This window comes from Cellulomonas sp. Marseille-Q8402 (assembly GCF_965119525.1).
The window spans coordinates 2,158,224-2,184,883 of sequence record NZ_CBCPLX010000001.1; the positions used below are offsets into that span (position 1 = coordinate 2,158,224).

General features: G+C 75.5%; 25 protein-coding genes, 1 tRNA gene and 1 pseudogene. 16 read left to right on the top strand and 11 right to left on the bottom strand.

The genetic code is table 11. The features are described from left to right. The first annotated feature begins 125 nt into the window (after window positions 1-125). Window positions 126-2,603, top strand: coding sequence for a hypothetical protein (locus ACWPWW_RS09930; protein ID WP_454050144.1), 2,478 nt, complete (start codon window positions 126-128; stop codon window positions 2,601-2,603). On the opposite strand, the gene ACWPWW_RS09935 is transcribed toward ACWPWW_RS09930, so the two are convergent. After that, a complete protein-coding gene (locus tag ACWPWW_RS09935; RefSeq protein WP_454050145.1) occupies window positions 2,495-5,284 on the bottom strand; it encodes a bifunctional diguanylate cyclase/phosphodiesterase in 2,790 nt (929 codons plus the stop codon). The two genes, ACWPWW_RS09930 and ACWPWW_RS09935, sit on opposite strands and share 109 nt — an antisense overlap. A 223-nt stretch (window positions 5,285-5,507) precedes the next feature. Here ACWPWW_RS09935 and ACWPWW_RS09940 point away from each other — a divergent pair, with 223 nt between their 5' ends. Further along, window positions 5,508-5,816, top strand: a complete 309-nt coding sequence (locus ACWPWW_RS09940) for a type II toxin-antitoxin system VapB family antitoxin (RefSeq protein ID WP_324844520.1) — start codon at window positions 5,508-5,510, stop codon at window positions 5,814-5,816. Then, window positions 5,806-6,474, top strand: a complete 669-nt coding sequence (locus tag ACWPWW_RS09945; protein ID WP_454050146.1) for a LytR C-terminal domain-containing protein — start codon at window positions 5,806-5,808, stop codon at window positions 6,472-6,474. Before ACWPWW_RS09940 ends, ACWPWW_RS09945 begins: the two co-directional genes overlap by 11 nt. Before the next feature lie 34 nt (window positions 6,475-6,508). On the opposite strand, the gene ACWPWW_RS09950 is transcribed toward ACWPWW_RS09945, so the two are convergent. Then, on the bottom strand, window positions 6,509-7,846 hold the full coding sequence (locus tag ACWPWW_RS09950; RefSeq protein WP_454050147.1) for a uracil-xanthine permease family protein: 1,338 nt from the start codon (window positions 7,844-7,846) through the stop codon (window positions 6,509-6,511). 75 nt (window positions 7,847-7,921) lie between these two features. Between ACWPWW_RS09950 and ACWPWW_RS09955 the strand changes: the two genes are divergently transcribed. Then, the gene (locus ACWPWW_RS09955; protein ID WP_454050148.1) at window positions 7,922-9,271 is read left to right on the top strand and encodes a glycosyltransferase 87 family protein; all 1,350 of its coding nucleotides are present in this window, start codon (window positions 7,922-7,924) and stop codon (window positions 9,269-9,271) included. On the opposite strand, the gene ACWPWW_RS09960 is transcribed toward ACWPWW_RS09955, so the two are convergent. Beyond that, on the bottom strand, window positions 9,252-10,196 hold the full coding sequence (locus ACWPWW_RS09960) for an LLM class F420-dependent oxidoreductase (RefSeq protein WP_454050149.1): 945 nt from the start codon (window positions 10,194-10,196) through the stop codon (window positions 9,252-9,254). The two genes, ACWPWW_RS09955 and ACWPWW_RS09960, sit on opposite strands and share 20 nt — an antisense overlap. A 68-nt stretch (window positions 10,197-10,264) precedes the next feature. On the opposite strand from ACWPWW_RS09960, the gene ACWPWW_RS09965 reads away from it, so the two are divergent. Genes ACWPWW_RS09965 through ACWPWW_RS09975 form a run of 3 tightly spaced genes read left to right on the top strand, consistent with a single transcriptional unit; the run spans window position 10,265 to window position 11,627 of the window. After that, entirely contained in the window at window positions 10,265-10,468 is a 204-nt protein-coding gene (locus tag ACWPWW_RS09965) for a hypothetical protein (protein ID WP_454050150.1), read from the top strand. Window positions 10,469-10,480: 12 nt separating this feature from the next. After that, on the top strand, window positions 10,481-11,170 hold the full coding sequence (locus tag ACWPWW_RS09970; RefSeq protein ID WP_454050151.1) for a DUF1684 domain-containing protein: 690 nt from the start codon (window positions 10,481-10,483) through the stop codon (window positions 11,168-11,170). Window positions 11,171-11,174: 4 nt separating this feature from the next. Next, on the top strand, window positions 11,175-11,627 hold the full coding sequence (locus ACWPWW_RS09975) for a GNAT family N-acetyltransferase (RefSeq protein WP_454050152.1): 453 nt from the start codon (window positions 11,175-11,177) through the stop codon (window positions 11,625-11,627). A 1-nt stretch (window position 11,628) separates the two neighbouring features. Here the strand turns inward: ACWPWW_RS09975 and ACWPWW_RS09980 are convergent, their stop codons facing one another. Beyond that, the gene (locus ACWPWW_RS09980) at window positions 11,629-12,660 is read right to left on the bottom strand and encodes an Fpg/Nei family DNA glycosylase (protein WP_454050153.1); all 1,032 of its coding nucleotides are present in this window, start codon (window positions 12,658-12,660) and stop codon (window positions 11,629-11,631) included. A gap of 92 nt (window positions 12,661-12,752) precedes the next feature. On the opposite strand from ACWPWW_RS09980, the gene ACWPWW_RS09985 reads away from it, so the two are divergent. Next, on the top strand, window positions 12,753-13,487 hold the full coding sequence (locus tag ACWPWW_RS09985; RefSeq protein ID WP_454050154.1) for a hypothetical protein: 735 nt from the start codon (window positions 12,753-12,755) through the stop codon (window positions 13,485-13,487). Here the strand turns inward: ACWPWW_RS09985 and ACWPWW_RS09990 are convergent. After that, window positions 13,477-14,061 (bottom strand): dihydrofolate reductase family protein, encoded by a 585-nt coding sequence (locus ACWPWW_RS09990; RefSeq protein WP_454050155.1) that lies wholly within the window; start codon window positions 14,059-14,061, stop codon window positions 13,477-13,479. The two genes, ACWPWW_RS09985 and ACWPWW_RS09990, sit on opposite strands and share 11 nt — an antisense overlap. 97 nt (window positions 14,062-14,158) lie before the next feature. Then, complete coding sequence (locus ACWPWW_RS09995) at window positions 14,159-14,524, bottom strand: DUF4406 domain-containing protein (protein ID WP_454050156.1); 366 nt, start codon at window positions 14,522-14,524, stop codon at window positions 14,159-14,161. A 66-nt stretch (window positions 14,525-14,590) separates the two neighbouring features. On the opposite strand from ACWPWW_RS09995, the gene ACWPWW_RS10000 reads away from it, so the two are divergent. After that, window positions 14,591-15,349 carry a DeoR/GlpR family DNA-binding transcription regulator gene (locus tag ACWPWW_RS10000; RefSeq protein WP_454050157.1) on the top strand — a complete coding sequence of 253 codons (759 nt, stop codon included), beginning with the start codon at window positions 14,591-14,593 and terminating at the stop codon, window positions 15,347-15,349. A gap of 114 nt (window positions 15,350-15,463) precedes the next feature. On the opposite strand, the gene ACWPWW_RS10005 is transcribed toward ACWPWW_RS10000, so the two are convergent. The 3 genes and pseudogenes from ACWPWW_RS10005 to ACWPWW_RS10015 form a co-directional block, all read right to left on the bottom strand. Then, the gene (locus tag ACWPWW_RS10005) at window positions 15,464-15,865 is read right to left on the bottom strand and encodes a DUF6069 family protein (RefSeq protein WP_454050158.1); all 402 of its coding nucleotides are present in this window, start codon (window positions 15,863-15,865) and stop codon (window positions 15,464-15,466) included. Between the two features lie 1,018 nt (window positions 15,866-16,883). Next, window positions 16,884-17,711: pseudogene (locus ACWPWW_RS10010) on the bottom strand (MFS transporter); the annotation flags it as partial. A gap of 260 nt (window positions 17,712-17,971) precedes the next feature. Next, window positions 17,972-18,544 (bottom strand): hypothetical protein, encoded by a 573-nt coding sequence (locus ACWPWW_RS10015; protein ID WP_454050159.1) that lies wholly within the window; start codon window positions 18,542-18,544, stop codon window positions 17,972-17,974. Window positions 18,545-18,767: 223 nt separating this feature from the next. Between ACWPWW_RS10015 and ACWPWW_RS10020 the strand changes: the two genes are divergently transcribed. Both ACWPWW_RS10020 and ACWPWW_RS10025 read left to right on the top strand, forming a co-directional pair. Beyond that, complete coding sequence (locus tag ACWPWW_RS10020) at window positions 18,768-19,709, top strand: glycosyltransferase family A protein (RefSeq protein WP_454050160.1); 942 nt, start codon at window positions 18,768-18,770, stop codon at window positions 19,707-19,709. A gap of 55 nt (window positions 19,710-19,764) precedes the next feature. Then, on the top strand, window positions 19,765-20,220 hold the full coding sequence (locus ACWPWW_RS10025) for a hypothetical protein (protein WP_454050161.1): 456 nt from the start codon (window positions 19,765-19,767) through the stop codon (window positions 20,218-20,220). 32 nt (window positions 20,221-20,252) lie between these two features. Here the strand turns inward: ACWPWW_RS10025 and ACWPWW_RS10030 are convergent, their stop codons facing one another. Further along, a complete protein-coding gene (locus ACWPWW_RS10030; protein WP_454050162.1) occupies window positions 20,253-20,948 on the bottom strand; it encodes a type 1 glutamine amidotransferase domain-containing protein in 696 nt (231 codons plus the stop codon). Between the two features lie 96 nt (window positions 20,949-21,044). Here ACWPWW_RS10030 and ACWPWW_RS10035 point away from each other — a divergent pair, with 96 nt between their 5' ends. Beyond that, on the top strand, window positions 21,045-21,995 hold the full coding sequence (locus ACWPWW_RS10035) for a LysR family transcriptional regulator (RefSeq protein ID WP_454050163.1): 951 nt from the start codon (window positions 21,045-21,047) through the stop codon (window positions 21,993-21,995). Window positions 21,996-22,051: 56 nt separating this feature from the next. On the opposite strand, the gene ACWPWW_RS10040 is transcribed toward ACWPWW_RS10035, so the two are convergent. After that, window positions 22,052-22,138 (bottom strand) — tRNA-Ser (locus ACWPWW_RS10040). Between the two features lie 63 nt (window positions 22,139-22,201). Here ACWPWW_RS10040 and ACWPWW_RS10045 point away from each other — a divergent pair. The 4 genes from ACWPWW_RS10045 (at window position 22,202) to ACWPWW_RS10060 (ending at window position 26,657) form a co-directional block, all read left to right on the top strand. Continuing rightward, window positions 22,202-23,098 (top strand): Sir2 family NAD-dependent protein deacetylase, encoded by an 897-nt coding sequence (locus ACWPWW_RS10045; protein WP_454050164.1) that lies wholly within the window; start codon window positions 22,202-22,204, stop codon window positions 23,096-23,098. Window positions 23,099-23,320: 222 nt separating this feature from the next. Beyond that, on the top strand, window positions 23,321-24,295 hold the full coding sequence (locus tag ACWPWW_RS10050) for a carbohydrate ABC transporter permease (RefSeq protein WP_454050165.1): 975 nt from the start codon (window positions 23,321-23,323) through the stop codon (window positions 24,293-24,295). After that, window positions 24,295-25,248, top strand: coding sequence for a carbohydrate ABC transporter permease (locus ACWPWW_RS10055; RefSeq protein ID WP_454050166.1), 954 nt, complete (start codon window positions 24,295-24,297; stop codon window positions 25,246-25,248). The genes ACWPWW_RS10050 and ACWPWW_RS10055 overlap by 1 nt, the downstream gene beginning before the upstream one ends. A 41-nt stretch (window positions 25,249-25,289) precedes the next feature. Further along, window positions 25,290-26,657 carry an ABC transporter substrate-binding protein gene (locus ACWPWW_RS10060; protein ID WP_454050167.1) on the top strand — a complete coding sequence of 456 codons (1,368 nt, stop codon included), beginning with the start codon at window positions 25,290-25,292 and terminating at the stop codon, window positions 26,655-26,657. The last annotated feature ends 3 nt before the right edge of the window (window positions 26,658-26,660 follow it).

Here is a 26,660-nt window from a genome sequence, read left to right on the forward strand (position 1 = left end):
GCGGGCGGACGCATGTGGTTGCCGCGTGCGCGCGCTGTGCGGCGCGCGTGCACGTGCCGGGCAGGTGCCGGCGGGGCACGGTGGCCACGACTCGTCCGAGAGTAGTGCGCCCGTACGCTGGACCGGTGCCCCTGTCCACGCCCGCGTCCCGCACGCCCGCAGCCGCCGCCCGCCCCGTCCGACTGGTCGCGGGCACCCTGGCGGCGCTGCTGACGGTGGCGCTCGGCTGGCTCGCGGCGGCGCCCGGGGCCGCCGCCGCCGACGAGGCACCGGCCGCCACGGCACCGGTGGTGCTGGTCGGCGTGACGGGGCTGCGCTGGGACGACCTGGGCTCGCTGACCACGCCGGCGCTGTGGGAGCTGTCCCGCGAGGCCGCGGTCGGCACCACGGTGGTCCGCAGCGTGCGGTCGTTCACCTGCCCCGCGGCGGGCTGGCTGGCGGTCTCCGCGGGCGGCCGCGCGGACGACCTGTCGGTGGCCGACGGCACCTGCCGCACGCTGCGGGACCCGCTGGCCAACGGCGCGACGCCGGGCTGGGCGGACTACGTCCAGGCGACGGACGAGTCCTCCTACGACTCCCGGCTGGGGCTGCTCGGCGACACGGTGGCGGCGGCCGGGGTGCCGGCGACGGGCGTCGGACCGGGTGCGGCGATCGCGCTGGCGGACGCGGACGGCATGCCGGTGGGCGACCACGTGCGCTCGCCGGCGGACCGCGCGGGGCTCGAGGACGCGGTGGCCGCGGCGCTCGAGACGTCGCAGCTGGTCGTGGTCGACGCGGGCACGGTGCGCGACCCGGGCTACCAGACGCGCGGGCGCTCGGAGGCGGACGCGGTGACGCCGTCGGACGAGGAGCAGGACCAGCCCGACCTGTCCGGGACCGACGTGGTGATCGAGCCGACCCGCGCGGAGCAGGTCCAGCAGATCGACGCCCGGATCGGCGCCGTGCTCGACGCGGTCGGGGACGCCGACGACGGCGCGACCGTGCTGGTGCTGTCCCTGGCCGACTCCAGCCGCCGCGCGCACCTGCAGCTGGCCGCCGCCCTGGGCCCGACGGCCGACGGCGGGACGTACGCGGGCGGGACGATCGGCTCGTCGTCGACCCGGCAGACCGGGTTCCTGCAGGCGACGGACGTGACGCCGACGCTGCTGGAGGCGCTCGGCATCCGGGACCAGGCACCCACGGGGGCGCTGGTGGGCTCGCTCGTGCGGCACGCCCCGGACGACGCCACCGCGGGCGAGCGGGTGGCGTACCTCATCGACCAGAACCGGCACGCGCAGGCGGCCAAGCCGCTGGTCGGCGGGTTCTACGTGTGGTGGGTGGGGCTGAACCTGGCGCTGTACCTCATGGTGATGGTCGGGCTGAACGCCCGGGTGCGCGGGTGGTGGGCCGGGCTGGTGCACCGGCTGTGGCGCCGCCCGACCCGCGCCGAGCACCCGCGGCGCGTGCTGCACGGCCTGCGGGTGGCCGCCGTCGCGGTGGCGGCGGTGCCGGTGTCGACGTTCCTCGCGAACCTGCTGCCCTGGTGGCGCGCCGGCTCGCCGCCCTGGGCGCTGACCGGCGCGGTGGCGCTGTTCTCCGGCGCGATCGTCGCGGTGACGCTGCTGCCGCGGTGGTGGCGCGGGCGCCTGCTGGCCCCGCTCGGCGTCGTCGGCGGGATCACGGCTGTCGTCCTGGCGGCGGACGTCGCGACCGGCGCCCGGCTCGCGCTCGACTCGATGATGGGCCCGGGCTCGCTGGTCGCCGGACGGTTCTACGGCTTCGGCAACCCGGCGTTCGCCCTGTTCGCCACGGCGATGATCCTCACGACGGTCGCGCTGGCGGACCCGCTGCTGCGGGCGGGCCGACGCGGGCGGGCCGTCGCGGTGATCGCGGCGATGGGGCTGGCCGCGGTGGTGATCAACGGGACGCCGTCGATCGGCGCGGACTTCGGCGGGCCGCCCGCCCTGGTGCCCGGCTTCGCGATCCTCGCGCTGCTCGCGGCCGGGGTCCGGCTGACCTGGCGCCGGGTGCTGGCGGTCCTCGCCGCGGGCGCGGTGACCGTGGTGAGCATCGCGGTCGCCGACTGGCTGCGGCCGCCGGACGAGCGCACGCACCTCGGCGCCTTCATCGAGACCGTGCTGGACGGCGGGCTGTGGACGGTCCTGCTGCGCAAGGGCGAGACGAACCTGCGGATCCTGTTCGGCAGCGAGCAGACGCTGCTCGCGATCGGCGGCCTGCTGCTCGTCGTGCTGCTGGTCGGGCGCCCGGCGCGCTCGGCGGTCAGCGCGCCGGACGGCGGCCCCTACGCCTGGCTGTCGGGCGGCGCGCCGCTGCGCCGGATCGCGACGGACGCCCCGATGCTGCTCAAGGGCCTGATCGCGCTGGCCGTCACGCTGGGCATCGGGTTCGCGCTGAACGACTCGGGCGTGGTCGTGCCGGCGACGGGGATCGGGCTGGCGGTGCCGCTGCTCGCGGCGTCGTGCGCGACGTGGATGCTGCTGCAGCAGGGCGCCGGTCAGCGCGGCCCGGGCAGCCTCGCGCCGACCATCCCCGGCAGCACCGGCCCGGGCACGTCCACGGGCCGCACGGCGTCGGTGAACGCCCCGGGCCGGCCGAACAGGTAGCCCTGCGCCAGGTCGCAGCCGAGGGAGCGCAGCGCGGTGTAGCGCGGCTCGTCCTCCACGCCCTCGGCGATGACGTCGGCGCCGAGCGACCGCCCGAGGGCCACCACGGCCTCGACGATGCCGGCCGCGCGCGACCCCGCGGCCCCGGAGCCGCCGAGCTCCTGCACGAACGACTGGTCGATCTTCAGCAGGGTCACCGGGTAGTCGTGCAACCGGGACAGCGACGAGTAGCCGGTGCCGAAGTCGTCGATGGCGACGCCGACGCCGAGCTCGCGCAGCGCGCGCAGCATCGGCACCGCCCGGGCGTCGTCCGCGAGCGCGCTCTCGGTGACCTCGATGCCGAGCCAGCTGGACGGGGCGTCGTGCCGCGCGAGGACGTCGACCACGAGCGTGACCAGGTCGGCGCGGTCCTGGCCGGGGCCGAACTGCCGCGGGGACACGTTGACCCACGCGCGCAGGTCGCTGCCGGTGGCGCGGTTGTGCGCGACGACCTCCCCGAGCGCCCGGTCCAGCGCCCAGGCGCCGAGGTCGCCGATCAGGCCGGTCTCCTCGGCGACCGGGATGAACTCCGCCGGCGACACGGGTCCGCGCGTGCGGCTGGTCCAGCGCATCAGCGCCTCGACGCCCTCGACCCGCCCGGTCACCAGGTCGACCTCGCCCTGGTACACCAGGGAGAGCTCGCCCTCCTCGCAGGCGCGGCGCAGGTCGGCGGCCATCGTCAGGCGCTGCCGGGCCTGGTCGGCGCCGTGCTCCTCGTACCACTGGTGGCAGCCGCCGCCGGCCGCCTTGGCGCTGTACATGGCGACGTCCGCGGAGCGGAGCAGCTCGTCCCAGGGGATGGTGCCGGGCTCGGCGTGCACCACGCCCACGCTGCACCCCACCGCGAACTCCTCGTCGTGCAGCGCGAACGGCTCGTCGAACGCCGCGACCAGGCGCAGCGCCGCGGCCTCGGCGACGGCCGGGGTGGCGTCCGGCAGCAGCACCACGAACTCGTCGCCGCCGAGACGGGCGGCGGTCGCCCGGTCCGGGAGGTCCGCGGCGACCCGGGTCGCGGCCCGCTGGAGCAGCTCGTCGCCGACGGCGTGGCCGTAGGAGTCGTTGACCAGCTTGAACCGGTCCAGGTCGAGCAGCAGCAGCGCGGTCCCGGCCCGGGACGTGGTGAGCGCGGCGACGGCCCGCTCGCGGGCGACGTCCCGGTTGGCCAGCCCGGTGAGCGGGTCGTGGGTGGCGGCGTGCGTGAGCCGGTCCTGCGCCTCGCGGAACCGGGTGACGTCCCGGGCGACGACCAGCACGGCCTCGACGGTGCCGTCGGCGCCCGCCTCGGGGACGGCGCGCACCTCGTACCAGCGGCCGCCCGAGTGCGCGGACATGCTGATCAGCCGGCGCGGGTCGGTGTCGACGTCGACACCGGCCCCGCCGATGGCCAGCATGTGGTGCGCGAGCGCCCGCACGGCGTCGGCCACCGGGGACCGGCCGGCCAGCTCGGCGACGGTCGAGCCGAGGTCCGCGTCCGTGACGTGGGCGGCACCGCGCATCGCGGCGTTGACGAACTGCAGGCGCGCGTCCGCGTCCACCCGGGCGAGCGCGTCGGGGGTGTTCCGGGTGATCGACTCGAGGTCCTGCGTCCGGGCCGCCAGGGCGCGGGTCCGGTCGGCGGCGAGCTCGACCGCGCGGCCCTCGGCCGCGGCCCGGGAGGCGATCAGGCCGACGACGAGCCCGGTCAGCAGGACGCCGCCCACCAGCGGGATCCACGACAGCGGCGCGGGCACGTCCCCGCCGGCCGCGACGAGGGTCCAGGTGCGCCCCACCACCGGCACGTCGAGCGTCGGGGCGGCGGCGTCCACGACGGTGCGGTCCGCGCCCTCCTCGCCGGCGAGCGTGCCGAGCACGGCACCGCCGTCGCGGACCACCGTGGCGTCCCGCGGCCGCGTGACCACGGCGTCGAGCAGCGGGGCGACCCGGAAGGTCGTGAGCGTCCACCCCAGGAGCCGGCGTTGCCGCTCCCCGCGGTCCTCCGGCGCGCGGGTGCCGTCGTAGACGGGGACGGCGACGACGACCTCCGGCCCGCGGGCCTGCGCCGCGCCGGGCGCGCCGGGCAGGGCGCCGTCGTACGGGGCGGACAGGGTGGCCGCGCCGGAGTCGCGTGCGGACGCGAGCGCCTCCGCGACCGCGGGCAGCCCCGCCGGGTCCGCCTGGCCCGCGACGAGCCGGTCGAGGACGGAGGGCACGCCGAACCGGACCAGCCGCTCCACCTGGACCTCGCCGGCACCGGCGTGGCCGGTGGGGGCGAGGTGGACCGCGCCCGCGCGCACCGCGGGGCTCGCCGGGGCGGGGACCCAGCCGACGGCGCCGGTGGCGGTGGCGGTGCCGGTGCTGGTGAGGCCGCCGAGCACGCGCAGGTGCGACTCCCACGCCGCGGCGCCGTCGGCCCAGGTGCTCCCGGGAGTCGGCGTGAGCATCGACGCCGAGGTGCAGGCGAGCCGGGTCTGCGTCTCGACCCGTGCGAGGAGCTGCTCCGCGGTGACGGCCAGCTGCGCCGCGGCGCGGTCCTCGGCGCGCTCGCGCTGCTGGCGCCCGTCCACCGCCGAGGCGAGCAGGGACAGGGCGAGGCCGACGGGCACCAGGACGGCGACGACGAGGCGCACCCGCCTGCGGGCGCGACGACGCGCGACGTGCGGCATCCGCACCTCCTCCCCGGCCCGCGGCGGTCCGCGGCGACCCTCGGCGGCCCGCCACGACCGGCGGGCTGCCGTACCCGTCCCATCGGCCACCAGGTGCGCGGACGCGACCCACCGCGCCAAGTTCACCCGGGTGCACCAGGGCGGACGCCTCCCGGCGAGCACGCCGGTCCCGCCCCGCGAGCCGCCGTCCGGGACCGGTCCCGATGCCCCTACACTCACGAGCGTGATCTTCAAGTCGGTGGGCGAGGGCAGGCCCTATCCCGATCACGGCCTCGTCACGCCCAAGCAGTGGGCCGAGGTCCCGCCGCGCCAGGTGCGCCTGGACGAGCTGGTCACCACCAAGCGGACCCTGAACCTGGACAACCTCCTGTCGGAGGACTCCACGTTCTACGGGGACCTGTTCGCGCACGTCGTGCAGTGGCGGGGCGTGCTCTACCTCGAGGACGGCCTGCACCGCGCGGTGCGTGCCGCCCTCCAGCAGCGGCCCGTGCTGCACGCGCGCGTCCTCGTGATCGAGTCCGATGAGCGCTGACCGCACGCCCGACGCCGCACGCCAGCGACGCCGACGGCACACCCGCGAGCGCCAGGCCGTCGTGTTCGGCGTGCTGATCGGCGGGCTCGCCGTGGCCGCGCTCGGTGCCGCCGCCGTCTACACCGGCAGCCTGACGCTGCCGTTCCTGTCGCGGGACTTCTCCTCGCCCGAGCCGACCGGCCTCGCGGCCGCGGACTCGCCCTGCCCGCCCGAGGGCGCCACGCCCGTGCCGTACGGCCAGGTCGCGGTGAACGTGCTCAACGGGACCAACCGGATCGGCCTGGCGGGCGACACCGCCTCCGCGCTCGCCGCCCGCGGGTTCACCATCGGGCAGCAGGTCAACGCGGCCGACATGGGCTACACCGGCTACTCGGGCAGCGCCCGCATCCAGTTCGGCACGCAGGGCGTCGCCGCGGCCTACACGGTGGCGGCGCAGTTCGACACCCCGCAGCTGGTCCTCGACACCCGCGCGGACGCCACGGTCGACGTCGTCGTCGGCTCGTCCTACAGCGCGCTGGTCGCGGCGGCCGACGTAGTGCTGGTCGCGGACCAGCCGTTCGCGGTCCCGGAGGGCTGCATCGCCCTGGACCAGGTCACCGCCGTGCCGCAGCCGACCGCGCCGCCGGCCACCGAGGCGCCCGTCCCGGCCGAGGGCTGACCGCCCCCGGCCGGCGCGCTGCGGCGCGTCGGGCTCAGCGCTCCAGCTCGGTCCCGCCGGGCACCGACGCCGGGGACGCCGGCTCCTGCGTGGTCCCGCGCCACCGGGCCACGGCCCGCATGACGTGGTAGACCCCGATCGCCGCCGCGGTGCCGAGCGCGATGCCCTCGAACGCGAGGTCGCCGACCACCCAGGTGTAGTTGGCGATGCCGACCACCAGGGCGACGGCCGCGGTGGTGAGGTTCACCTGGTTGGAGAAGTCGACCTTGTTCTGCACCCAGATCCGGGCGCCGAGCACGCCGATCATCCCGTAGAGCACCGTGGTCGCACCGCCGAGCACGCCGGCCGGGATGGTGTTGATCAGCTCGCCGAACTTCGGCGACAGGCTGAGCACCAGGGCGGTGGCCGCCGCGACCCAGTACGCCGCGGTGGAGTAGACCTTGGTCGCCGCCATGACGCCGATGTTCTCCGCGTACGTGGTGGTGCCCGAGCCGCCGCCGAGGCCGGCGAGGGTGGTCGCCAGGCCGTCGGCCAGCAGCGCGCGGCCGGTCAGCGGGTCGAGGTCCTTGCCGGTCATCGCGGCGACGGACTTCACGTGGCCGACGTTCTCCGCGATCAGCACGAACACCACGGGCAGGAACAGCCCGAGCAGCCGCGGCTCGAACGTCGGGGCCACGAACTCCGGCAGGCCGAACCAGGCGGCGTCGCCGACGGCGGTGAAGTCGACCTCGTCGCGCAGCGTCGCGACGACGTAGCCGACCACGACGCCCACCAGGATCGACAGCCGGCCGAGGATGCCCCGGAACAGCACGGCGGACAGCACGATGGCCGCCAGCGTGATCACCGCGGTGACGGGCGCGGCGCGGAACCCGCTGCAGACCCCCGCGTCGTCGCAGGTGCCCCAGGCGGTCGGCGCGAGGTTGAAGCCGATCAGCGCGACCACGGTGCCCGTCACGACCGGCGGCATGACCAGGTCGATCCAGCGCGAGCCGGCCAGGTGCACGACCAGGCCGATCACCGCGAGCAGCACGCCGGTCGCCAGGATCCCGCCGACCGCGGCCGACTGCCCGCCGGAGGCCGTCGCCGCGACGATCGGCCCGATGAACGCGAAGCTCGACCCCAGGTACGACGGCAGCCGGTTGCCGGTCACGAGCAGGAACACGACGGTGCCCAGCGCCGAGAACAGCAGCGTGGTCGCGGGCGAGAACCCGGTGAGCAGCGGGACGAGGAACGTCGCGCCGAACATCGCGACGACGTGCTGCATGCCGATGCCGACGGTCCGCGGCCAGGACAGCCGCTCGTCGGGGGACACGACGGCCCCCGGCTCGATCCGCCGGCCGTCGCCGTGCACCCGCCACCCGATCGCGCTCACGCGGTCCGCCTCCTCGACGGCGCACCGGTCCGTCCGGGCGCCGCAGAGGAGGCTAGCGCGTGCGCCCCGTAGGGTGTGGCCGCCCGACGTCCCACCCGGAGGTGCGCCATCCGTGCCGTCAGCCGCCTGCTGCGCTCCCGCGCCGCGCTGTGGACCGCCTTCGTGCTGGTGCACGGCTGGATCGCGTACGTCGGGACGGTGCTGATCCCCGCACGGGCGTTCTGGGACCTGGACCTGTACCGCTGGTGGATGTGGCAGGGGCTGCACCAGGGCGTGTGGCCCGTGATCGACGGCGACTGGGTCTACCCGGCCGGCGCCGTGGTCCCGATGCTGCTGCCGGCGCTCGTGGACGCCGTCGGGACGCAGCCGTACGCGGTCGGCTGGTCCGTGCTGATCACGGCGCTGGACGCGGTCGCCGTCGGCGTGCTGCTGCGGGGCGCACGCGGGGCCGGCGGGCCGGCGGTGCGGGGCGTCGTGGTCCCGTCGCCGCGCGACCCCGCGCTCGGTGCCTGGTGGTGGCTCGCCTTCGTGCTGCTGCTCGGCCCCGTGGCGGTCGGCCGGCTGGACGCCGTCGTCGCGCCGCTGGTCGTCGTCGCGCTCACCGTCGCCCTGCGGCACCCCGCGGTCGCGTCCGCGCTGCTCACCGCCGGCGCGTGGGTCAAGGTCGCCCCGGGTGCGCTGCTGCTGCCGCTGGTGCTGGTCCTGCGGCGGCCCTGGCGGGACCTGGTGCTGCCCGCCGCGGCGGTGTGCGTCGTCGTCGTCGGCGCGGTCGCCGCGGGCGGCGGGCTGGGCCACCTCGCCAGCTTCCTCACCGAGCAGGGCGAGCGGGGGCTGCAGCTGGAGTCGGTGGCCGCGACGCCGTGGGTGCTGGCGGGCCTGGTCGGGCCGGACGTGCGGGTGGTGCTGAACGACGCGATCACCACGTGGGAGATCGCCGGCCCGGGGACCGCCGTCGTGGCCGGGGCGCTGGGCGTCGTGCTGCCGCTGGCGCTCGCGGCGGTGACCGGGCTGCTGCTCCTGGTCCGCCACCGGGGCGGCGAGGCCCTCGACACCGCAGGCTTCCTCGCGCGCGGCGCGCTGCTGGTCGCCGTGACGCTGATCCTGGCCAACAAGGTCGGCTCGCCGCAGTTCGTCGGCTGGCTCGCCGGGCCCGTCGCCGTGGGCCTCGCACGGCCCGGGGCGGCCGGGCTGCGGGCCTGGCGGGTGCCCGCCGCGCTGGTGCTGGTCGTCGCCGCGCTGACGCAGCTCGTGTTCCCGATCGCCTACGACGGCATCACCCTGCAGCAGGCCGGGCCCTCGCTGGTCCTGGTGCTGCGGAACGTGCTGCTGGTCGTGCTGGCGGTGGTCGTGGCCCGCGACCTGCTGCGCACGGGACGTGCGGCGGGCAGGTCGCGGGCCGGCGCCGTCAGCCCAGCTGCGGCATGACCTCGGAGGCCACCAGCTCCAGGTGGTCCAGGTCCTGCAGGTCGAGGACCTGCAGGTAGACGCGGCTCACGCCGAGCTCGGCGAGCGAGCCCAGCCGGTCGACGACCGCGGTCGGCGTGCCGGCGATGCCGACCCCGCGGACCTCCTGCGGGTCGCGCCCGATGGCGGCGGACCGGCGGTCCACCTCGGCGTCGTCCCTTCCCGCGGCCAGGACCAGCGCCACCGACATGGTCAGCGACTCGGGGTCGCGCCCGATGGCGCGGCACGCCTCGCGGACCGTGTCGAGCTTCTCCCCGACCTGGTCCAGCGCCGGGAACGACAGGTTGAACTCGGACGCGAACCGCGCCGCGAGCGCCGGGGTCCGCTTCGGGCCGAGCCCGCCGACGATCACGGGCACGCCGGCCTTCGACGGGTCGAGCGGCGACGTCTGCACCGGCTTGGGCAGCGCGGGGCTCTTGGTGAGCGTGTAGTGCTCGCCGGCGTAGTCGAACCGCTCGCCGACCGGGGTGCCCCACAGGCCGGTGACGACCTCGAGCTGCTCGGTCAGCGGGCCGAACCGCTTCTCCGGGAACGGGATGCCGTAGGCGGCGTGCTCCTCGGCGAACCAGCCCGCGCCGAGCCCCAGCTCGACGCGGCCGCCGGACATCTGGTCGACCTGCGCGACCTGGATGGCGAGCACGCCGGGGTGCCGGAACGTCGCCGACGTCACGAGCGTGCCGAGGCGGATGCGGCTGGTCTCGCGGGCCAGGCCGGCGAGCGTCGTCCAGGCGTCGGTCGGGCCGGGCAGGCCGTCGCCGCCCATCGACAGGTAGTGGTCCGAGCGGAAGAAGGCGTCGAAGCCCAGGTCCTCCGTGGCGCGCGCGACGGCGAGGATGTCGTCGTAGGTGGCGCCCTGCTGCGGTTCGGTGAAGATCCTCAGGTCCATGCGCCGAGCCTTTCACGTCGGCCGGCGTACCGCGGCCGCGGCCCCTTCGGGCGGGTAGCGTCGGGGTCGTGCTGCGCGGCATCCGGTGGTCGAGCCTCGCCGTCGTGCTCGGCGCGTCGGCGCTCGCGCTGGTGTGCCTGGTGCTGGCGCTGCGCGGCCGGCCGTGGGCCCTGCTGGTCGGCGTGGTGTGCGCCGCGACGGCCGTCCGCGAGGTGCGCGCCCTGCGCCGGCTGGACCGGCGCGGGCGACCTGCCCGCCGGCCCGGGGCGTGAGACCGTGAGGTCATGGTGACGCAGCTCGGCCTGGCCCTCGACGCGCTCGCGGTCGCGGACTGGCGGCGGCGCACCGCGCAGATGTACGCCGACGTCCGGCGGCTGGCCGTCGACGACCCCGCCGCCGCGCACGCCGAGTGGGTGACCCGGCGCGACGAGATGTTCGCCGACCACGCCGCGTCGCCGCTGCGGCCCGCCGCGAAGGCCGTCTTCGAGGGGCTGTCGGTCGCCCCGTACGACCCCGCGTTCCGGTTCGAGGTGCGCGTCCGGGCGACGTCGGCGCAGCGGCTGGAGGTCACCACGGGGACCGACGGCGTCGTCCCGTTCGACCGCGTCGGCCGCGTCGAGCTCGAGGGGCTCGGCGGCCTGTCCGTCTGGGCGCTGCGGACGTACGGCGGCGGCATCTTCGTCCCCGTCAAGGACGCCACGGCCGGCAGGGGCACCTACGGCGGGGGTCGCTACCTGCTCGACACCGTCAAGGGCGCCGACCTGGGCCGGGCGACCGACGGCGGGCTCGTGCTGGACCTGAACTTCGCGTACAACCCGTCCTGCGCGTACGACCCGGCGTGGGCCTGCCCCCTCGCGACCCGCGGCAACGTCCTCGCGGCGCCGGTGCCCGTCGGCGAGCAGCAGCCGGACCCCAAGCTCGTCGCGGACTTCGAGCTCGAGCAGGACCGCCTCGGCCAGCACGACCTACGCTGACCCGGTGCCGCTGACGATCGAGACCCGCACCCCCGCCGAGATCACCGCCGCCGACCTGTACGCCGTGCTGCGGCTCCGCGTGGACGTGTTCGTCGTCGAGCAGACCTGCCCCTACCCCGACCTGGACGGCCAGGACCTGCTCGACGACACCCTGCAGGTGTGGGCGCACGACGACGGCGAGCTGCTCGGCTGCATCCGGGTGCTCCGCGCCGGGTCCGACCAGCCCGCGATCGGGCGGGTCGCGACGGTCGGTGCCGCCCGCGGGCGCGGCGTGGCCGGCGCGCTGATCGAGCACGGGATCACGCTGTGCCGGCCCGACGCGACGATCCACCTGCACGCCCAGGCGCACCTCGAGCAGTGGTACGCGCGGTTCGGGTTCGAGCGCGCGGGCGAGGACTACGACGAGGACGGCATCCCGCACGTGCCGATGACCCGGGCACCCCGCGCGGTGGCGTGACCTACCGCTGGCAGGTCGGGCACCAGTAGAGCTTGCGGCCGGCCATCTCCTCCACCACCACCGGGGTGCCGCACGTGCGGCACGGCTCCCCCGCCCGCCCGTAGACCCAGTGCCGCTCGGCCGGGTCGCGCAGCGCCTCGGCGCGACCGGCGTCGTCGAGGTCCTCCCGGGTGAGCATCACACCGGCGCGGATGCCGTCCGCCAGGAGCAGGGACCAGTCGTCCCAGAGCGCGCGCGCCGTCTCCGCGGGCACCCGCCTGCCGGGGGTGTGCGGGTCGAGCCGGGCGCGGTAGAGCAGCTCCGCGCGGTAGATGTTGCCGATCCCGGCGACGACGGCCTGGTCCATGAGCAGCTGGCCGACCGGGGTCCCGCGCGAGGTCAGGCGCTGCACCATCACGTCGGCGGCCGTCCCGGAACCGGGCGCCATGGCGTCCGCGACCGAACGCCCCGGATCCGTCGCGGTGCCTGCCGCCCCCGTGGCCGCCGCGACCGCGTGCGGGTCGGCCATGCGGGCGCGCACGTCGTCCTCGACCGCCGGGTCGGGGCCGAGCTTCGCGAGCGCCGCCGCGGTGGCCGCGGGGTCGAGCACCTCGCACGCCGTCGGGCCGCGCAGGTCCGCGACCGTCGCCTCCGTCGCCAGGCGCACCCGCACCTGGCCGACGGGCGCGGGCGGGAAGTCCTCGGTCTCGGCGCCCTCGTCGCCCTCACGCTCCCCCTCGCCCATCCGGACCGCGCGGCGCACGCGCGGGGCGCCCAGGCTGGCGACGGCACCCCCGCCCTCGACCAGCGGCGACACGACGCCGAGGAAGTCCCACGCCCCGTACAGGCCCAGGTGCACCCGCAGCACGTGGCCGCCCTCGAACCCGAGGAACAGCTGCTTGCCGACGGCTGCCGAGGTCAGCAGCTCGCGGCCGTCGATCAGCGCGGCACCCGCGGCGAACCGGCCCTGCGGCGAGGACGCGGACACCCGGTGACCGACGAAGTCGCGGGCGAACTGGCGGGCGATGCGGTGGACGGTGTGACCCTCGGGCATGCGCCCCAGGCTAGGACGCAGGTCCGACGCCCGCTGCCTGCGGCGACGGGTACGCTGCCGCGACACGACCGGCACGTCCAGGGGGACCCCGCATGGCCACCAGCACGCCACCCGCACCTGTCGACGGCTCCGCCACCGCTGCCGCCCCGGACGGGCGCCGCGGCCGGCGCCCGCGGTTGCTCGTCGCCGGGGTCGCGCTGCTCGTGCTGGCCCTCGTCGTCGCCGGCACCGTCTGGGTCGTCGGGTACCAGCGCGCGCAGGCCCGGGCGCAGGCCGACCTCGAGCAGGCCGTCGCGGCGCTGGAGCCCGCTGCCGAGGAGCTCTCGCAGTGGATCTCGGGCACGCGCGAGGCCATCGCCTCCGCCGAGGGCACCGCCGAGGAGCAGGTGCGCGCCGACGCGACCGCCGTGGTCGACGCAGCGGCGGCGCTGGACACCACCCCGCCCGAGGACGGCTCCCTCAGCGAGCGCGCCGCCGCCGTCCGCGAGCTCCACGAGCGCGTGCTGGCCGAGATCGACGTCATCACCGCGGCGAACGCCGAGGTGATGACCTCGGCGTACGAGGGCACGATCGAGGTCGACGTCGCGCGCTACCAGGAGATGCGCGCCGCGCTCGACCCGGTGCTGGCCGCCGGCGAGCAGGCGTGGGCGGCCGCCCCCGGGGACAGCGCGGCCCGCGGCGCGCTCCGGGCGGCGCTGGACGCCGCGGTGGCGGTCCGCGACACCCCGGTGGAGATGACCGACCAGTACCTGCTCGCGGACCTCGGCATGCAGCTGCAGGACGTGCGGGTCGCGGTCGAGTCCGCGACCGCCGCGGTCACGGGCTGACGTCGGCGCCCGGCAGCGTCCCCGGCGCGTAGACCAGCCGCACGACGCCGGTCGGGAAGATGTCCGACCGCAGGAGCTGCAGGGGGTAGATCGGCTCCCCCTCGTCGAAGAGTCGCCCGCCCGCTCGCGCGGCGACCGGGTGCACGAAGAGCCGCAGCTCGTCGAGCAGTCCGGCCGCCAGCAGCTGGCGCACCACGGACAGCGACCCCGGCACCACGACCTTGCCGACCCCGGGTTCCGCCTTCAGCGCGGTGACGGCCTCGACCAGGTCGCCGCGGAGCGGCTCGGCGTTCCGCCAGCCGAGGTCGGCCGTCCCCCGGGTCGCGACCAGCTTGCGGGTGTCGCCGAGCTGCTGCGCGAACGTCGCGTCCTCGCCGCCGGCCGTCTCCCGCTCCGGCCAGGCGCCGGCGAAGCTGTCGTAGGTGACGCGGCCGAGGAGCAGCACGTCGGCGCCCTCGTAGTCCTCGCCGACCGCGGCTCCCATGTGCTCGTCGAAGTACGGGAAGTGCCAGGCCGGGTCGATCTCGGCCACGCCGTCGAGCGAGATGAACAGGGTCGAGACGATCGTCGCCATCGGGAGTCCTCCGGTCGGTGGGACGGCGCCGCGGCTCGGCGCACGGGTCCATCAGACCGCACGGCGGGCGCCCGGCAGAAGACCCTCCGCCCGGTGGTCAACCGGCGCGCGGGATCTCGTCGACCGACGTGTACACCGGCAGGCCGCGACGCCGGGCGATGGCGACGTCGTCGTCCGCGCCGCGCGACTCCCCCGGCAGCCGGAGCACCGCGTCGCAGTGCTCGAGCAGCCGCTCGGCCGTCGGGTGCAGGACGTCGGCGGCCCGCGGGTCGGTCGGTCCGGACGCGCCCATGCCCGTCAGGACGGGCAGGGCCACCCACTCGCCGATCATCGGGACGTGGCCGCGCTCGAAGACCGGCCACGCGGCCTCCTCCAGGGCGCGCAGGTTGGCGGCCATCGCCGCCGGGTCGCCGTTCGTGCCGGACTGGTAGGGGCCGGCGATCAGGATCATCTGTGCAGTCATGGTGTCGACCGTAGCGTGCAGAACCGTGCAACACTAGGCATCAACAGGAAACGACCAGGAGGCGCCATGCTGCCGGCACAACGACGGGACGAGCTGCTGCGGCTGCTCCGCACGGAGGGACGCGTCGTGGCCAAGGACGTCGCCGCGCGCCTCGGGCTGTCGGAGGACAGCGTGCGCCGCGACCTGCGGGAGCTGGCCGACGCCGGCCTGTGCCAGCGCGTCTACGGCGGCGCGCTGCCGGTCTCGCCCGCCGTCGTCGACTACGCGGGCCGGCGCACGGTCGCCGTCGAGAACAAGAGCCGGGTCGCGCGTCGCGCCGCCGAGCTGATCCGCCCGGGCAGCACCGCGATCCTCGACGGCGGCACCACCGCGCTGGCCGTGGCCCGCGCCCTGCCGCCGGACCTCGAGGCCACCGTCGTGACCCACAGCCCGACCGTCGCGGCCGCGCTGGCCGAGCACCCCACCGTCGAGGTGCTGGTGCTCGGCGGGCGGCTGTTCAAGCACTCCGTCGTGACGTCGGGGTCGATCCTCGCGGAGTCCGCGGCCGGCATCTGGGCCGACGTGTTCCTGCTCGGCGTCACCGGCGTGCACCCGGAGGCGGGCCTGACCACGGGCGACGCCGAGGAGGCCGCCACCAAGCGCACGCTCGCGAGCCGCGCCGGGGACACCTACGTGCTGGCGAGCGCGGAGAAGATCGGCGCCGCGTCGGCGTTCCGCGTCCTGCCCCTGGGCGACGTCACCGGGATCGTCACCGACGTCCCGCTGGACCACCCCGCCGCGCGGGCGCTGCTGGACGCCGGGGCTCCCCTGCTCCCCGCGGGCTGACCCGCGGGTCGGGCGGCGCCGAGACTGCACCGGCTGCGGGGTTCGCGGGGCCCGAACCGCGCGGGTGCCGCAGTCTCGGCGTGGAGCGCCCGCGTGCGCGCGGGGGTTGGGGGGTTAGGGGGCGGTTGGGTGGCGGAGCGCTGCGAGCCAGGCGATGCCGACGACGACGTGCATGAGGGACAGTGCGGCCGCGGTCCCGAGGTCGCGGGCGGCGAGGAACGGGCCCGCCGTGGTCAGGAGCGCGACGGCCAGCCCCGCCCAGGCAGCGGGCTGCTGGAGGTCGGGACGCCGGCGCGCGGCGAGGGCGACGACCGGGGCGCCGAGCGCGAGCGGCCCGACGGTGAGCACGGCGACCGCCAGCGCCGTCACCGGTTGCGGCGTGCCGACCTGGAACGTGACGCCGAGCGCGGTGGCGAACCACAGGACGACGACGTTGGCCGCGAGGGCGACGACGGCCGCGACGGCGACCTGGGGGACGGCGAGAGGGCGGGGCGGCTGGGTCGTGAGCGTGGTCATCGCGGGAGCCCTTCGGTGGTGAGCGGCAGGCAGCCGGGGTCGGCCCCGCTCATGCTTGCTCGAACAGGTAACTCCGGGCCGGCATTCCGACCGCACGTGTGACCGCGCTCACCCGCAGGTCTCTGAGCAGCGGCGACGGCGCCCGGCAGGCCGGCAGAGCGGCCCGTAGACTCGATCCCCGGGCGCGCAGACGGTGGTGCCCGCGGACGACGCAGGCCGAGGAGACGACGTGGACGACGCACCGGGCTGCCCGGAGCCCGCCCGGACCGGCCCCCTGTCGTCGGCCCTCATCCGCGTCGCCAGGCTCCACCGGTTGCTCACCGCGCAGGCTCCTGCGCGAGGTCGGCCTGCACCCCGGCCAGGAGGCTCGTGATGATGCAGGCTCTGGGACCAGGGGCCGCAGCGCCCGGCCGACCTGGTCCGCGTGCTCGGGTCGGACGCCGCCACGATGACCCGGACCGTGCAGCGCCTGGAGCGCGCGGGCTTCGTCCGCCGCGGCGCCTGCGACGGCGACCGGCGCGCGATCCTCGTCGAGTCGACGACCGCGGGCAGCGCGGTGCACGCCCGGGTCGAGGCGCTGTGGTCGCAGGCTCGAGGCCGCGACGGCCGGGACGCTGACCCCGGCCGAGCAGGACGACCTGCTGCGCCGGCTCGAGCAGGTCGAGGCCAACCTCGCCGACGTCGTGCACCTGCCGGCGGCGCACTGACCCCCCGGCGCCGCCTCGCTCAGTCGCCGGCGGTGAACGCGGTGCGTCGCCCGTCGAGCGTGATCAGGAGCGCCACGGCGCCGAGCGCGGCCATCAGCCCGGCGAGCACCAGGGCGTCGGCGTGCTCCAGCAGCACCGCACCGACCACGCCCGCCGCGAAGATCGCCAGGTTGAACGCGACCGGGAGGAACGAGTTCGCCACGTCGGAGTTCTCCCGCCCGGAGCGGCTCAGCGCCGACTGCAGCCTGCGCCGAGGACCCGCCGAACGTGACGCCCCACAGCGCGGTCGCGCCCAGGACGGCCGCCGGCGCGTTGCTCCACAGCAGCAGGACGAGGGCGGCGACGACGAACAGCCCCACGCTGAGGTGCAGGAGCGTGCGCGGGTACCGGTCGATGACCGCCGCCGTGATGACGACGCCGACGACCGAGGCGACGCCGTACACCAGGAGGACCAGGTCGGGGCCGAGCCCGGTGCCCGTCGCCCGCAGGAACGGCGCGATGTAGGTGTAGATCGTGTTGTGCGCGAGCATCCACACCACGATCACCAGGCAGACGACGGCCACGCCGGGCATCAGGAACACGCGGCCGAGCGGCAGGTGCCCGGGCGCCGCGGCGGGCTGACCTGCCGCGTCGGGGACGAAGCGGGCGATCAGCAGGAGGATCAGCAGCGCGAGCACCGACAGGCCGCCGAACGACCAGCGCCAGTCGGACGTCGTCCCGAGCCACGTACCCAGCGGAGTGCCGAGCGCGAACCCCACGGGAGCACCCATCGACACCACCGACAGAGCGAGCCCGCCGCGGTCCGCCGGGCTGATGCGGCGGCCGTAGGCGGCGAGCACGCCCCAGACGATCCCGGTGAAGGCGCCGGCGACGAACCGGGACGCCAGCGACACGGCGACGTCGCTCGACAGCGCGGTGACCGTGTTCGCCACGACGAGGCACGCGATGGTCACGAGGACCAGCGGCTTGCGGCGGAACCGGCGGGTCAGGTTGATGGCGGGGACGGTGACGATGACCGTGCCCAGCGCCCAGACGCTGATGAACTGCCCGACGGTCCCCTCGCTGGTGCCCATGCCGTCGGCGATCACCGGGAGCAGGCCCGCGGGCATCGTCTCGGCGGACACGAGGACGAACCCCATCGCGGCGAGCAGGCTCAGCGCGAGCGAGCCAGGGCATCCGGCGGGGGTCGCCGGGGGTGGTCGCCGCGGGGGCGGGGGCGGGGGCGGGGGCGGGCGCGGTCGGGTGCATCGGGTCCTTCGGGGAGCGGCTGGGCGTAGACCACAGCGGGTGGCGCGACGAGCATCACCCGGCGCCCCGGAACCGCTCCAGGCCCTGACAGGACCCCCTCAGACGTCGGGGCGGCGGACCGCACCGGGTCCGCCCTGCGATCAGCAGGGCATCAGCCCGCGAGCGCCGCCTCCCGCGCACCGGCCCGCACCCGCGCCACCGCCGCCCGACCCACCAGCAGGAGGCCGGCGGCAACCAGCCAGCCCCAGTCCACCGTGACCGGCAGGGCGGCATAGCCGTCCGGCGAGCCCGCGGCACGCAGCACCGCCCGCCCGGCGAGCGTCCGGGCCAGACCCGGCAGCACGCCCGCGGCTGCGAGCGCCACGGCCAGCCACACCTGGGACCCGCGCGGCTCGAGGACGTCGGTCCAGGCGAGCCGGCCCCGTCGCCGCCCCACCTGCCACGCCACGCCGGCGAGCACCACGGCCGCGAGCACGAACGGCAGCCACACCGCCGCACGGGAGAGCAGCGCGTCGCCGCGCGAGCCGAACCCGACGACGTGGGCCAGCGCGACGGCCGGCACCACGTCTAGCGCTCCGTCCCCGGCCACCTGCCCCTGAGGCAGCACCGTCACCCACGCCGCACCCTCGTGCCGGAGCAGAGCCCCGAGCGCGAGCCACACGGCGGCGAGCGCGGACACCACCGCACCGCCCGCCGCGACGCACCAGACCAGCCTGCGGCTCATGGCCACCCCCTCTCGGTCACCGTAGCGGCGCGCACCGGCCTGCCGCGGGCTCTCGAGCGGCGTCCCCACTCCTTCAGGTACTGGTGTCCAGCGCACCGCAGGGCCATTTGGGCGGAATTGTCCCGTTTACCAGCGGTGGCTGCCGCCGTGGGGTAGGCATGACCGGGGCGGACGCCCGGCGCACCGCCGCACGGGGTGCGCCCGCGAGGACGCGGAGGCACAGATGACGGACGCAGTGACGGTGGTCGTGCCGACGTACGACGGTGCGGCGCACCTGAGCGCGACCCTCGACTCGCTGGGAGCCCAGGACCACCCGGACCTCGAGGTGCTGGTCGTCGACGACGGCTCCACCGACGACTCCGCCGACATCGCGGAGGCCCACCCGGCCGTGCACCGCGTGCTGCGGCAGCGGAACCAGGGTGTGGCCGTCGCCCGCAACCGCGGGCTCGCCGAGGCGCGCGGGCGCTGGGTCGGGTTCGTCGACCAGGACGACCTGTGGCACCGCAGCCGCACGTCCACCCTGCTGGGGCTCGCGCAGGACACCGGCTCCCCGGCTGTGGCGAGCACGGAGCGCGCGTTCTCCCTCAGCAGCGACCGCGACGCTCTCACCGCGCTGGCCGACGGCCGGGACACCTGGGCCTCCTCCTGGATCGACGACGGCGACGAGCGCTCGCTCTGGGACGCCGGGACGACGCCGGGTACCGGCACGGTCGAGCACCTGGACCTGGACCGCGTGCGGCAGGGCCCGGTCACCGTGACCACGGCGGTGCTCTACGACCGCACGCTCGCGATCAGCGCCGGCGGCTGCGCGCCGCACCCCCGCGCCCTGGACGACTACGTGCTCCTGTACAACGTGGCCCGGATGATCGGCTCGATCCCCCGCGTCGACTCGTCCGACCTGCTCTACCGGGTGCACTCGCGGTCCACCACGACGGTCTCGCCGCTCGCCGGCCCGTTCCTGTCGACGCACGCAGCCCTGCGGCTCGGGCGGTCCGGGCCGGCCGACCGGGTGGAGTCGGGGTACCTCGACCACCTGCTGTTCGCGCTGCCGCACTCGGACCTGCCGGCGATCGACCAGCTGGCGCTGCTGGCGCTGACGGTGCCGCCGCGGAGACGCGCACGGTGGGTCGTGCGCTGGGCCGCGCGAAGGCTCCACGTGCGCTGACCGGCGTGCGGATGTCGGAGGCGACGGCGCCTGTGAACCCGCTGGAGGACGATCGATGGCTCGGCACACGCCCGGGAGCGCACTCGGCGTGCTGCTCGTCCTCAGCGCCTGCTCGTCCGCGAGCAGCCCGCCGCCGGCGTCGTGGCAGGAGTACGACACCCTCGCCGCGCTGCGCGACGACGCCTCCGTGGTCGTGTCCGGCGTCGCCCAGGGGCGGACCGGGTCCGACGACGGCACGCTGGTCGACGTCTCGGTGACGACGACCCTCGCGGGGACGGCGCCGGCCGAGGACCCGGTCCGGGTACGGCTCGACGCCGACGCCCCCCTCTCGCTCGAGCCGGGCTTCCACTACGTGCTGTACCTGACCGCGGACGACGCCGGTGGCGACTTCGCCGTCGTCGGTCCCGGCGCCTTCGAGCGGCCGCCCGGCGCGTCCCGGTTCAGCCGGGCACCGGGAGCGCCCGACACGCTGCCCGCCTCGGTCGCGGAGGCCGAGCTGGCGGACGAGTAGGCGCGTCGCCCACCGGTCTCCGCTCGCGACCCTCAGCCGAGGCGCCGCAGCAGCTCCGCGGCGACGGCCGCGGACGAGGCGGGGTTCTGCCCGGTGACGAGCCCCCGGTCCGTCTGCACGTGCGACGCGAACGGCGGCCCGGCGACGACCTCGATCCCGGCCGCGGCGAGCCGGTCCTGCAGCAGCCACGGCGCTCGCGGCGCGAGGCCGGCCAGGTGCTCCTCCTCGTTCGTGAACGCCGTGATGCGGTACCCGGCGAAGGCGTTCGCGCCCTCGGGGTCGACGGCCGGGAGCAGGGCGGCCGCGCCGTGGCAGACGACGCCCAGCGGCGTGCCCGTCCGCAGCGCGGCGGCCAGCAGCGCACCGGACTCCGCGTCCGCGGCGAGGTCCTGCATCGGGCCGTGCCCGCCGGGGACGTACACGGCGTCGAACGCGGCGAGGTCGACGTCCCCGATCGCGACGGGTGTCCGGAGCTCGGCTGCCCCGTCGAGCACGGCCCGCACGTGGGCGGCCACCTCCGCACCGCCGGCGGCGTCGGGCGACAGGCTGCCCTCGTCGACGGGCGCGACCGCGCCGCCCGGGGTCGCGACGGTGACGCGGTGCCCGGCAGCGGTGAACGCCTCGTACGGCACGGCGACCTCGTCGGCCCAGTACCCGGTGCGGTGGCTGCTGCCGTCGGCCAGGGTCCAGCGATCGGCGGCGGTGAGGACGAACAGGACGTGCGACACGGGGTCTCCTCGGAGGACGTGGTCAGAGCCGTGCGAGTCCGCGGCGGCTCGTCGACGCTAGCCGCGCCGCCCATCAGCACGCCAATAGGTGCGGCGATGGCAGCCATCAGCGTGCTGATCGCCAGCGGGTACGCTCACCGGGTGGACCAGCCCGGCGACCTCAACCTGCTGCGCACGTTCCTGGCGGTCTACCGCGCCGGGACGCTCACCGCGGCGGCCGCCCAGCTCGGCCTCTCGCAACCCGCCGTCACGGCTCAGGTCCGCACGCTCGAGCAGCAGACCGGCCACGGCCTGTTCGTCCGGCGGGCGCGCGGGGTCGAGCCGACGCCGCGCGCGCACGAGCTCGCCGCCCGGGTCGCCGGCCCCCTCGACGAGCTCGCGCGCGCGGCCGGCGACGAACCCGGCCCCACCGCCCCGTACCCACCGGTGCACCTGGCCGGGCCCGCCGAGCTGCTGAGCACCCGCGCGCTGCCGGCCCTCGCGCCGCTCGTCGCCGACGGCGTGCGGCTCCGCGTGGTCACCGGGCTCACCGAGGAGCTGCTCGACGGGCTGCGCGCCGGGCAGCACGACCTCGTGATCGCCACCCGGCGGCCGGGCGGTCGCGCCGTCCTCACCCAGGAGCTCACGGCCGAGGACTACGTGCTGGTCGCGGGGCGCCGGTGGGCCGAGGTCGTCGCGCCCCGCGTCGCCGAGGCCGGACCCGACGTCGCGCTGCGGGACGTGCCGCTCGTCGCCTACGCGCCGGACCTGCCGATCGTGCGGCGGTACTGGCGGGCGGCGCTCGGCCGGCGCCTGACCGCGGAGGCGGCGGTGACGATGCCGGACCTGCGCGGCGTCGTCGCGGCGGTCGCGGCGGGCGCGGGGTGGAGCGTGCTGCCCCGGTACCTGTGCCGGACGGAGCTGGGCACGGGCGACCTGGTGCTGCTGCACGAGCCGCCGGAGCCCCCCGGCAACACGGTGTTCCTGGTGCAGCGGCCCGCTGCCGCGGCGAACCCCGACGTCGCGCGGGTGGCCGAGGCCCTGCTGGACGCGGGACCGGACTGGTGACCCGCCGACCGACGACGAAGCCCCCGCCAGGACACCCGGCGGGGGCTTCGTACGAGCGGTAGCGGTGGGATTTGAACCCACGGTGGACTTTCACCCACACACGCTTTCGAGGCGTGCTCCTTAGGCCGCTCGGACACGCTACCTCGGGCCAGAACAGTACCGGATGCCAGGCGGAACTCCCGCATCGGGAGTCGTACGGTGTCCAGGTGACACCCCCGCGCCTCCCCGTGCCCGCCCACGACGCCGTCCGACCGAACCCGGGGACGGTCGACGACGCCGTCCGGCTGCTGCGCGGGAGCCGCCTGACGGTGCTGACCGGCGCCGGCCTGTCGACCGACTCGGGCATCCCCGACTACCGCAGCCCGGACTCGCCGCCGCGGAACCCGATGACCTACCAGCAGTTCGTCGGCGACGCGGCGTTCCGGCAGCACTACTGGGCGCGCAACCACGTCGGCTGGCAGCACGTGCACCGCACGCACCCGAACGCCGGGCACCGGGCGCTGGCGTCGATGGAGGCGCACGGCGTGGTGCTGGGGCTGATCACGCAGAACGTCGACCTGCTGCACGAGCAGGCCGGCTCGCGGCGCGTCATCGACCTGCACGGGCGGTACGACCGGGTCGTGTGCCTGCGGTGCCACCGGGTCGTGACCCGCACGCAGCTGGCGGAGCGGCTGGAGGCCCTGAACCCAGGCTTCGCGGAGTCGGTCGGCGCCGTGGGCGACATCGAGATCGCGCCGGACGCCGACGCGGTGATCGAGCAGACCTCGCACTTCGTGGTCGCCGACTGCTGGCAGCCCGACCCGGACGGCGGCGACGGTCCCTGCGGCGGGATGCTCAAGCCCGACATCGTCTACTTCGGGGAGACGGTGCCGCTGGAGCGGGTCACCGCGGCGTACGCCCTGGTGGACGAGGCGGACGCGCTGCTGGTCGCCGGCTCGTCGCTCACGGTGCAGTCGGGGCTGCGGTTCGTGCGGCACGCGGCGGCGGCGGAGAAGCCGGTCGTGATCCTCAACCGCGGCGCCACGCGGGGCGACCCGCTCGCGACGCTGACCCTGGACGCGGGGACGACGGAGACGCTGACGGAGCTCGCGGAACGGCTCTGAGAAGCACGGTTCAGGCCCTGAACCGTTCAGGTCGTGCGCACGACCACTTCGTGCCACAGTGCGCTCGAGAGACACCGTGCAGCAGCGCGCGGATCCACCCGTGATGCTCGCGGCCGTCAGCGTTCCCCTGCGCCCCGTGCGTGGCACCGTCGCCACGCAGCCGTGCGGCTCGGTCGGGCGGTGCCGGCCGGCCGGGCACCCCGGTCGAGAGGGAGGCCTGCGATGGCGACGGAGCTGCGATCCGGGGCGTCGCAGCCGGTGGTCGCGCCGGCCGGACGGCGTCGCCGCCCCGCGAAGGTGCCGTACAACCGCCGCGAGGCGCTGACCGGCTACCTCTTCATCTCGCCGTGGATCATCGGGTTCCTCGTCTTCACGGCCGGCGCGATGATCTACTCGCTGGTCATCTCGTTCAGCCGGTACAACCTGGCGACCAACACGGCGCGGCCCGTCGGGCTCGAGAACTACGCGCAGCTGTTCGAGGACCCGCGCGTGGCCACCGCGCTGGGCAACACGCTGTTCTACGCGGTGCTCGCCGTGCCGCTCGAGATCCTCGTGGCGCTGGGCCTGGCCTCGCTGCTGAACCAGGCCGGCCGCGGCGCCGGGGCGTTCCGCACGATCTACTACCTGCCCAAGATGACGCCCGCGGTGGCGACGGCGGCGGTGTTCTTCCTGCTGCTCAACGGGAACACCGGCGCGGTGAACCAGTTCCTGCGGATCTTCGGCATCGAGGGCCCGCAGTGGCTGGTCGACCCGTCGTGGATCAAGCCGTCGATCGTGCTGATGACGCTCTGGGGCGTCAGCGGCACGATGGTGATCTTCCTGGCCGCGTTGAAGAACGTCCCGCGCGAGCTCTACGAGGTCGCCGAGCTGGACGGCGCCGGGGTCTGGCAGCGGTTCCGCAGCATCACGCTGCCGATGATCTCGAGCGCCATCTTCTTCAACGTCATCGTGCTGTCGATCGCCGCGTTCCAGGTGTTCGACCAGGCGTACCTGCTGTTCTGGCGCGACCAGTCGAACTCCTCCCCCGAGGCGTCGCTGTTCTACGCGATCTACCTGTTCCAGCAGGCGTTCCGGCAGTTCAACTTCGGGTTCGCCGCCGCGATGGCGTGGCTGCTGTTCGTGATCATCATGATCATCACGGCCGTCCAGATGAAGTTCGGCAACCGCTTCGTCTACTACGAGGGGGTCCGGGACTGATGGCCACCACCGGCACCACCGGCACGCCCGCCGTCCGCCAGGTCCCCGGCCTGCCCGACCCGCCGCGGCCCGGCACGCCCACCGGGGCACCGCCGGACCGGCGTCCCCGCACCACACGTCGGGTGCGGCGCACGGTCGTGATCGCCCTGCTGCTCGTCATGACCGTGGTGTTCCTGTACCCGTTCGCCTGGCTGCTGGCCGCGAGCCTGAAGGACCGCGGTCAGGTCTTCGACAACTCGCTGTGGCCGAGCACCTTCCACTGGGACAACTACGTCCGGGTGTGGGAGGAGCTGCCGCTGGACAGCTGGATGCTCAACAGCATCGGCATCGCGGTGCTGGCGTCGGTCTCGGTGGCGGTGTCGAGCTCGCTGGTGGCGTGGGGGTTCGCGCACTTCCGGTTCCCCGGACGCGGGTTCCTGTTCGGCCTCGTGCTGGCCACGATGATGCTGCCGGGCGCGGTCACGATGATCCCGATCTACCTGATCTGGAAGGAGCTCGGGGCCCTCGGCACCTGGATCCCGCTGTTCGGCGCCAACCTGTTCGGCTCGGCGTTCTACATCTTCCTGCAGCGGCAGTTCTACCTGGGCCTGCCGCGCGAGCTGTCCGAGGCCGCCCGGATCGACGGCGCGAACCAGTGGGTGACGTACTGGCGGATCGTGTTCCCGCTGTCGCTGCCCTCGTTCATCATCGTGCTGCTCTTCGAGTTCCAGGCGTCCTGGAACAACCTGCAGGCCGCGCTGATCTACCTCAACGCCGGCAGCCCCGAGGACTTCACCGCGCCGCTCGGCATCGCCTACGCGATGACCAAGTACAGCCCCACCGCCGGGGGCCAGGGCGACTACCAGTACGTGATGGTCGCCTCCCTGCTCGTGACCCTGCCGATGCTCGCGCTGTTCGCCTTCGGGCAGCGCTACTTCATCGAGGGCGTCGCCACGACCGGACGACGCGGGTGAGCCCGCGCCGCCGGTCCCACCCACCACGGAAGGAAACGACGATGAGGAAGTCGCGTCGGGCCGCGGTCGCCCTGCTGCCGATCACCGCGCTCGCCCTGGCCGCCTGCAGCTCGGGCGGGGACGACGGGTCGGGCGGCGAGTCCGTGGAGTTCACGGACAGCGCCTCCGGGGCGCTGAGCGCCTGGGGGTTCGAGAACGCCGACGACGTCGGCCAGTCCCGCCTGGACTTCGCGGAGGAGCAGCTGCCCGACGTCGACGTCGAGCTGGACGCCACCGCGTTCGACGCCCAGAAGTTCACCACCCGCCTGGCGTCCGGCGACGTCCCCGACGTCGTGCAGATGGACCGGCGGTACGTCACGACGTACGCGGCCCAGGACCTGATCCTGCCGCTCGACGCCTGCTACTCCGCGCACGACGTCGACCCCGACGACCGGTTCTACCCCTCGGTGGTCGACGACGTCCGGTACGAGGACGGCGTCTGGGGCGTCCCGCAGTTCTTCCAGCCCGTGGCGATCCTGCTGAACAAGCGGGTGATGGACGCCGCGGGCGTCACCGCCGACCAGATCGACACGTCGCAGCCCGACACGCTGGTCGCCGCGATCGGGGCGATGTACGCGGAGTCCGGCGGGGTGCCGACGACGCTCGGGTTCGACCCGGTCGCGACGGGCCAGGGCGGCCTGTGGGTGCTGGGCCAGGGCGGGCAGCTCATCGATGCCGAGGGTGTGCCGACCCTGGACGACCCGTCGAACGTGGCCGGGCTGGAGCTGCTCAAGCAGATCACCGACGCGCAGGGCGGGTTCGCCGAGGTGAAGTCGTTCACCGACTCCTTCGACACGTTCGGCGACGCCAACCAGTTCGTGACGGACCAGGTCGGCGCGCAGGTCGTCGCCCAGTGGTACCCCAACGTGCTGAGCCCGTACGCCGACCAGGTCGACGTCGAGGCCGTGCCGTTCCTCGACCAGGACGGCCAGCCGTTCTCCGTCGCCTCGGGCCAGGCGTTCGTCATCCCCGCGGGCGCCGAGAACCCCGACGCCGCGTGCGCCTGGATGCTCGAGCTCACCTCGCAGGACGCGTGGCTCGCCGCCGGGCAGGCGCGCGCCGACACCATCGCCTCCGAGGGCGGGATCAACACGGGCCTGTTCACCGGCTCCCCCGACGCCGACCAGGCCGTCCGCGACGAGTTCGTCACCGAGACCGGCGACGCCGGCTTCGACCAGGTGATCTCCACGTTCTACGACGTGGTCGACGCGGGGAGGACGTTCGGGTCGTCCCCCGCCGGCCAGGACATCCAGAACGAGCTGAACAACGCCATCACCGCGACGCTGCTCGGCGACAAGACCGCCGAGGAGGCCCTCGCCGACGCGCAGACCGCCGCCATGCGCGCCTACGACAACGTCACCGGCGGCTGACGC

Excerpts from the sequence above, each read along its gene's own strand:
- ACWPWW_RS09935 (WP_454050145.1), bottom strand. The coding sequence starts at position 5,284 with ATGCCGCACGTCGCGCGTCGTCGCGCCCGCAGGCGGGTGCGCCTCGTC.
- ACWPWW_RS09945 (WP_454050146.1), top strand. The coding sequence starts at position 5,806 with ATGAGCGCTGACCGCACGCCCGACGCCGCACGCCAGCGACGCCGACGG.
- ACWPWW_RS09960 (WP_454050149.1), bottom strand. The coding sequence starts at position 10,196 with ATGGACCTGAGGATCTTCACCGAACCGCAGCAGGGCGCCACCTACGAC.
- ACWPWW_RS09970 (WP_454050151.1), top strand. The coding sequence starts at position 10,481 with ATGGTGACGCAGCTCGGCCTGGCCCTCGACGCGCTCGCGGTCGCGGAC.
- ACWPWW_RS09980 (WP_454050153.1), bottom strand. The coding sequence starts at position 12,660 with ATGCCCGAGGGTCACACCGTCCACCGCATCGCCCGCCAGTTCGCCCGC.
- ACWPWW_RS09985 (WP_454050154.1), top strand. The coding sequence starts at position 12,753 with ATGGCCACCAGCACGCCACCCGCACCTGTCGACGGCTCCGCCACCGCT.
- ACWPWW_RS09990 (WP_454050155.1), bottom strand. The coding sequence starts at position 14,061 with ATGGCGACGATCGTCTCGACCCTGTTCATCTCGCTCGACGGCGTGGCC.
- ACWPWW_RS09995 (WP_454050156.1), bottom strand. The coding sequence starts at position 14,524 with ATGACTGCACAGATGATCCTGATCGCCGGCCCCTACCAGTCCGGCACG.
- ACWPWW_RS10000 (WP_454050157.1), top strand. The coding sequence starts at position 14,591 with ATGCTGCCGGCACAACGACGGGACGAGCTGCTGCGGCTGCTCCGCACG.
- ACWPWW_RS10005 (WP_454050158.1), bottom strand. The coding sequence starts at position 15,865 with ATGACCACGCTCACGACCCAGCCGCCCCGCCCTCTCGCCGTCCCCCAG.
- ACWPWW_RS10015 (WP_454050159.1), bottom strand. The coding sequence starts at position 18,544 with ATGAGCCGCAGGCTGGTCTGGTGCGTCGCGGCGGGCGGTGCGGTGGTG.
- ACWPWW_RS10020 (WP_454050160.1), top strand. The coding sequence starts at position 18,768 with ATGACGGACGCAGTGACGGTGGTCGTGCCGACGTACGACGGTGCGGCG.
- ACWPWW_RS10025 (WP_454050161.1), top strand. The coding sequence starts at position 19,765 with ATGGCTCGGCACACGCCCGGGAGCGCACTCGGCGTGCTGCTCGTCCTC.
- ACWPWW_RS10035 (WP_454050163.1), top strand. The coding sequence starts at position 21,045 with ATGGCAGCCATCAGCGTGCTGATCGCCAGCGGGTACGCTCACCGGGTG.
- ACWPWW_RS10050 (WP_454050165.1), top strand. The coding sequence starts at position 23,321 with ATGGCGACGGAGCTGCGATCCGGGGCGTCGCAGCCGGTGGTCGCGCCG.
- ACWPWW_RS10055 (WP_454050166.1), top strand. The coding sequence starts at position 24,295 with ATGGCCACCACCGGCACCACCGGCACGCCCGCCGTCCGCCAGGTCCCC.
- ACWPWW_RS10060 (WP_454050167.1), top strand. The coding sequence starts at position 25,290 with ATGAGGAAGTCGCGTCGGGCCGCGGTCGCCCTGCTGCCGATCACCGCG.